The following is a 6,028-nucleotide window of genomic DNA, read 5'->3' as shown; positions in this document are numbered from 1 at the left end:
TACCTGAGTTGGTAGAAACTGAAAGGTTGACTTCAGGAATAGGTGCTGAATCATTATCGGTAATCACAATATCTTGTGTTGTAGTCGATCCGAGGTTAATACCAGTTGAAGGATTACTAATCGTTAATGTTGCCGTTTCTGTACCTTCTACATCTGCATCATCTACAATCGTAAAAGTTACACTACCTTCAGCCATACCATCGGCAATAGTAATAGTCGTATTACTCAAGGTAAAATCTGAAGCTGTAATTCCTACTCCTGTTACTGCAAGATCAATAGTTTGAGCGCCTACAACAGCTGACGAAGAAGTCGCCGTTACTGTGATTACTGTCCCCGCTGCTTCTGTACCTGAATTGGTAGAAACGGAAAGGTCGACTTCGGGAATAGGTGCTGAATCATTATCGGTAATCACAATATCTTGTGTTGTAGTCGATCCAAGGTTAATACCAGTTGAAGGATTACTAATCGTTAATATTGCCGTTTCTGTGCCTTCTACATCTGCATCGTCTACAATCGTAAAAGTTACACTACCTTCAGTTGCACCATCTGCAATAGTAATAGTCGTATTACTCAAGGTAAAATCTGAAGCTGTAATTCCAACTCCCGTAGCTGCAAGATCAATAGTTTGAGCGCCTACAACAGCTGATGAAGAAGTAGCCGTTACTGTGATCACTGTACCTGCTGCTTCCGTACCTGAATTAGTAGAAACGGAAAGGTTGACTTCAGGAATAGGTGCTGAATCATTATCGGTAATCACAACATCTTGTGCTGTAGTTGCTCCAAGGTTAATACCAGCTGAGGGATTGCTAATCGTTAATGTTGCCGTCTCTGTACCTTCTACATCTGCATCGTCTACAATCGTAAAAGTTACACTACCTTCAGTTGCACCATCGACGATAGTAATAGTCGTATTACTCAAGGTAAAATCTGAAGCTGTAATTCCTACTCCTGTTACTGCAAGATCAATAGTTTGAGCGCCTACAACAGCTGACGAAGAAGTCGCCGTTACTGTGATCACTGTCCCCGCTGCTTCTGTACCTGAATTGGTAGAAACGGAAAGGTTGACTTCAGGAATAGGTGCTGAATCATTATCGGTAATCACAATATCTTGTGTTGTAGTCGATCCAAGGTTAATACCAGTTGAAGGATTACTAATCGTTAATGTTGCCGTTTCTGTGCCTTCTACATCTGCATCGTCTACAATCGTAAAAGTTACACTACCTTCAGTTGCACCATCTGCAATAGTAATAGTCGTATTACTCAAGGTAAAATCTGAAGCTGTAATTCCAACTCCCATAGCTGCAAGATCAATAGTCTGAGCGCCCACCACAGCTGATGAAGAAGTAGCCGTCACTGTGATCACTGTACCTGCTGCTTCCGTACCTGAATTGGTAGAAATGGAAAGGTTGACTTCTGGGTTCGGTGTTCTTACCTCAAAAGTACACTGGTCTTGTTTCCCACTATTGTCTGTAACAGTAATAGTAACTGTTGTGTTATCAGTAAATATTGTACCCGCCTCAGGGCTTTGCTCAATTTCCAAATTAGTATCACAATCATCTGTAGCACTCACTGAACCTGTATAATCAGGTAAAGCAGTCCCTGTGCTTAAGGTTTGATCACTTGGACAACTTGTAATTTGAGGTGGGGTAATGTCCGGAATATCCTCGCCAAAAATGACAAATACAGTTGGTGCTGGAGCATCTACATCAAACCGAGATGCTGTATCATATTTTCCTATAACAACATCATCAATACCATCATTATTTACATCACCTGCATGACCTATCTCAATATTTCTTCCACTACCCAAATCTAATCTAAAAGAAACAGTTGCAACAGATGCAGAAGCAAGCGTTATGGAAGCGTCCCAACTACTTTTACCATATAATATGGACACAGTACTAAACAGTTCAATAATTAAATCATCAATACCATCATTATTGAAATCCCCAGCATATTCGCAATCTCTAATAGAAACTCCATCAAAAGCAAAACCATTGGTTCCATCCAAGGCACTTACATCTACAATAGCTGGTAATGCATTTCCTCCAAAAACCACAAATTCTAACCCAAAAACCACATCATCATATCCATCTCCATTCATATCTCCTGTTCTTGCTACTTGAGAAGATAAGTCTCTACTTGGATATTCAACAGCAAAACCATTTATTCCGTTTATAGTGGGAAGATCTAATATTGAAGGAATGGAGCCACTACCGTATATTACATAATTTCTACTTCCCAATCCACCGGCGACAATATCATTAATATTGTCCCCATTGACATCACCAACAGCGGAAAGGTTAATTCTTCCAGAAGTACCGTCGGAGTCCTGTATAGTAAATCCATTTGTTCCATTTAATTCGTTTACTCTTATTACAGCAGGAAACCCGGATCTTGTTCCATAGACAACAAAACTATTTGCAACAGGAAGAAAAGAAGAACCAGCAGATATAATCGCAATATCATCTATAGTATCTCCATTAACATCCCCCAGGTTATCAATTATAAATCCGGCATTCTCACTACTTCCCACACCAATAATTGTAAATCCGTTGGTTCCATCTATAGTAGAAATAAAGAACTCTTGCGGAAAACCACTTCTTCTACCAAATATGATATAGGTATGTCCAAGTTCAAAACCCAACGCAGTTATTCTATAAGGGTCACTCACCATCATATCATCAATACCATCCCCATTTATATCTCCTGCGCTACTTACCGATACACCAGTAGTGGGTTGCCTATTAAAGGGAGTATCATTGCGTATAATAAACCCATTAGTACCATCTAAAAGCGCTAAATCAATATTTGGAGGGAAACCAGAATCTGTACCAAATACAATGTATGCAGAACCATCCTTTGTTATTCTTTCATTATTATAAGGGCCATCAAAAGGGGTATCTATTCCCGTTGCACCTATAATAAAATCTTGTACCCCATCCCCATTTATATCTCCAGCATTATCTACATCAAGTCCTTCTCCCCCACCGGATCGACCTATTGCCATTTCTCCATATACCACAATACCATTGGTTCCATTAAGGTCGCTAACAGAAAAAGAAGAAGTATTACACTCAATTGTAGATGTTGTTGTTTTAATGGTAACCATAAAACTACAGGAATTTGTATTTCCCGATTTATCAGTTACAAAAACGGTAACATTAGTATTACTAGTGATTACAGTTCCCTGAGGCGGATTTTGGGTAAATGTAAGCTCACCTTGGTATGTACAATTATCATTAGCGTCTATTAGAAACGAAACATAATTAGGTAATACTGAATTTGCATACAACTCTTGATTGGAAGGGCAACTTATTGTTGGAATTTCTGTATCTATAACATCAAAGGCTTCTCCATAAAAAACATAAGTTCTACCATTTTCTGCAAAGCTAGTAGAACTACGTATGGCTCCAACGGCAAAATCTGAAACACCATCATCATTAAAATCTCCTAAATTACTCACGGATTGACCAAAACGCTGTCTACTAAATCTGGTATCTTCAAAAACCTGATACCCTACAGTTCCAAAAACATCGTCAGCATTTAGTACTCCTGGATGAGCGTTTGAACCAAAAAGAATATATGCTCCTCCTTGATGTCCAGCACCACCACCCGTTGCAGAGACTATGATATCGGTAATTCCATCATTATTTACATCGTTCAAACCATCTACCGCATACCCCAAATTATTAAACCCAGAGCCAATAAAGGGCTCAAACCCTTGATCTCCTCTAATAGTTATACTATTGGTGTTATTTAAGTCTGAAATTCTAAATGAAGACGAAAATGTACTTCTCCCATAAACAACATAAGCCTCTCCAAGATCTCGAAGCGTATTATAATCTTTTCTGGGAGCTCCTACTATAAAATCTTTAATTCCATCATTATTGAAATCCTCTGCGGTACTCACCGAAAAACCTAAAGCTGCATCTGCTTCTTCGCCCAGAATAGAAAACCCATTGGTCCCATTTAGTGAGGATAAATCAACCGAAGTAGGAAAAACAACATTACTTCCATATACAACACACACCCTACCTGTATCTCTATTTCCACCTTCATCATACCTCGGAAAACCTAAAATTATATCATCGACTCCATCATTATTGATATCTCCAGCATCACTTACTTTGGTCTGGGTACCAGAGTCATTTTGTGGTAAACCTTCTATGAAAAAACCATTCATTCCGTTTAATGTAGAAACACTCATAGTATTGATAGATGAGCCTCCAAAAATCACATAAGAACGTCCTGAATTTCTAAATGCGCCATCATACAAAGGAGCATTAATCACTATATCATCAATACCATCATCATTCATATCTCCGGCATAGCTCACAGAATTACCAAATTGAGTCGCTGTCATTTCAGCCTCAATGATAATTCCATTGGTTCCATTAATATTAGATTCCAGATACAATGGCAAAAATCCAGAGTTAGTTCCATAAATAATGATGGCTTTCCCTAAACCTGTAGAAGAAATAACACCTACTATAATATCATCAAATCCATCATCGTTAACATCTCCGGCTCTACTCACTGACGTCCCTAATCGATCGTTTAGATTTGTGCCTCTTATGACAAAACCATTGGTTCCATCTAAGGTTGACACATCAAAAGATGATAATGAAATTCCAGATTCACCAAATATGACATAGGCTTCTCCTACATCATTTAAACTACTATCTACAAAGGGTGCTCCTATAATAATATCGGCTATACCATCTCTATTTATATCTCCCGCATCTTTCACCGAAGATCCTAAATCATCTTGCGAATTTAAACCTTCAATGATTAAACCATTTGTACCATCTAAAATCGATATTGGTACATCTGGACACCCCTGACCATACGAGGTGCTAATACTAAAAAGCAGTATAAAACCTTTTATGAATATGTTTCCCCTGATACTTCCCATAATTCATTTTGGCATTTTGAGTTTACAAAACAAAATTATCCTCTATCTCCTTTTTAGGAATCACTAGAAACCGGGAATTACTAATATCCATATCCCCCTGTTTTCAGGGGAGCTATTTTTACCAGAAAAGGTGTTTTTCTGGAGAGCAATCTATCTCATCTTTGTAATGTGATTCTGAAGTAACAAAATGAAGTCTATTTAAGATTTCTACTTTAATGAATACACAAAAACTAATCACTAACCCTTTAAATAGATATATTATGACTTGGGGAATTACATTAATCTTATTGAGTATTATTGCAGTACCTTCTTTATTACTTGCAAAAAAGCCTAACGCTAAAGAATTATTAGAAAAAATTGAACCTTACCAAGGATGGATCGGATTGGTCTTCTGCTTCTGGGGAGTATGGGGAATCATCTCTGCTGTTTTAAACATTGGATGGCTGACTACACACCCTATTTGGTGGATTACTTTATTGGCTGGAAACGTAGTTGAAGCTATTTTAGGTTTCATGCTAGGTTTTGGACTCATCAATAAATTTTTCTTATCAAAAAACGAAGCAGCAAAAGAAAAAGCTGTACGTCTAAGAGAGAAATTAGCTCCTAAACAAGGAAAACTTGGAGTTTTAGGACTTATCGTTGGAGCCTGGATGATCGTAGCTTCTTTCTTATTCATCTAGTCATCCCTTATTACAACCACATTATACTGGTAAAGACAACTAATTAATCTTAATACTATGATCATATTTGGAACAAGTTCTTCGACCATAGCTCCACAAAAACTGGATAACGGAATTTGTCCGCATTGTGGAACTGAAAACAATATGTGGGTGCAGGGATACAAAAAATATGTCCATGTGTTTTGGATACCATTTTTCCCAATAGGAAAAAAGGTGTACACAGTCTGTGGCCATTGTAAAGGAGCTTTTGAAAAAAAAGAAATTCAAAATCAGGAACTCCTTAGCAGTTTTGAAGATTTCAAAAAGAACAAAATCAAAACGCCATGGTATCACTTTATTGGACTTATACTTTTAGCCTTTGCTATAGTATTTGTAAGCATCATGCCATACCTGGCAAACAACAACTAATCAATTATTAATTAATATTTTA

Annotated in this window: 3 protein-coding genes; 2 read left to right on the top strand and 1 reads right to left on the bottom strand. The window is 37.6% G+C overall.

The window, feature by feature from the left end; all coding sequences use genetic code 11:
• A partial coding sequence (locus ACXAGJ_RS22515) for a Calx-beta domain-containing protein (RefSeq protein WP_474843153.1) occupies positions 1-4,918 on the bottom strand: 4,918 nt, incomplete at its 3' end.
• Between the two features lie 215 nt (positions 4,919-5,133).
• Here ACXAGJ_RS22515 and ACXAGJ_RS22510 point away from each other — a divergent pair.
• On the top strand, positions 5,134-5,598 hold the full coding sequence (locus ACXAGJ_RS22510) for a hypothetical protein (protein WP_474843151.1): 465 nt from the start codon (positions 5,134-5,136) through the stop codon (positions 5,596-5,598).
• A gap of 57 nt (positions 5,599-5,655) precedes the next feature.
• On the top strand, positions 5,656-6,006 hold the full coding sequence (locus tag ACXAGJ_RS22505; RefSeq protein ID WP_474843149.1) for a zinc-ribbon domain-containing protein: 351 nt from the start codon (positions 5,656-5,658) through the stop codon (positions 6,004-6,006).
• The last annotated feature ends 22 nt before the right edge of the window (positions 6,007-6,028 follow it).

Source organism: Aquimarina sp. AWH4_224 (genome assembly GCF_056160245.1).
The sequence above is the reverse complement of the archived record's forward strand: the minus strand, read 5'-3'. Positions and strand labels throughout refer to the sequence as shown.

Coding starts and splice junctions, on each gene's coding strand:
- ACXAGJ_RS22510 (WP_474843151.1), top strand. CDS start 5,134: ATGAATACACAAAAACTAATCACTAACCCTTTAAATAGATATATTATG.
- ACXAGJ_RS22505 (WP_474843149.1), top strand. CDS start 5,656: ATGATCATATTTGGAACAAGTTCTTCGACCATAGCTCCACAAAAACTG.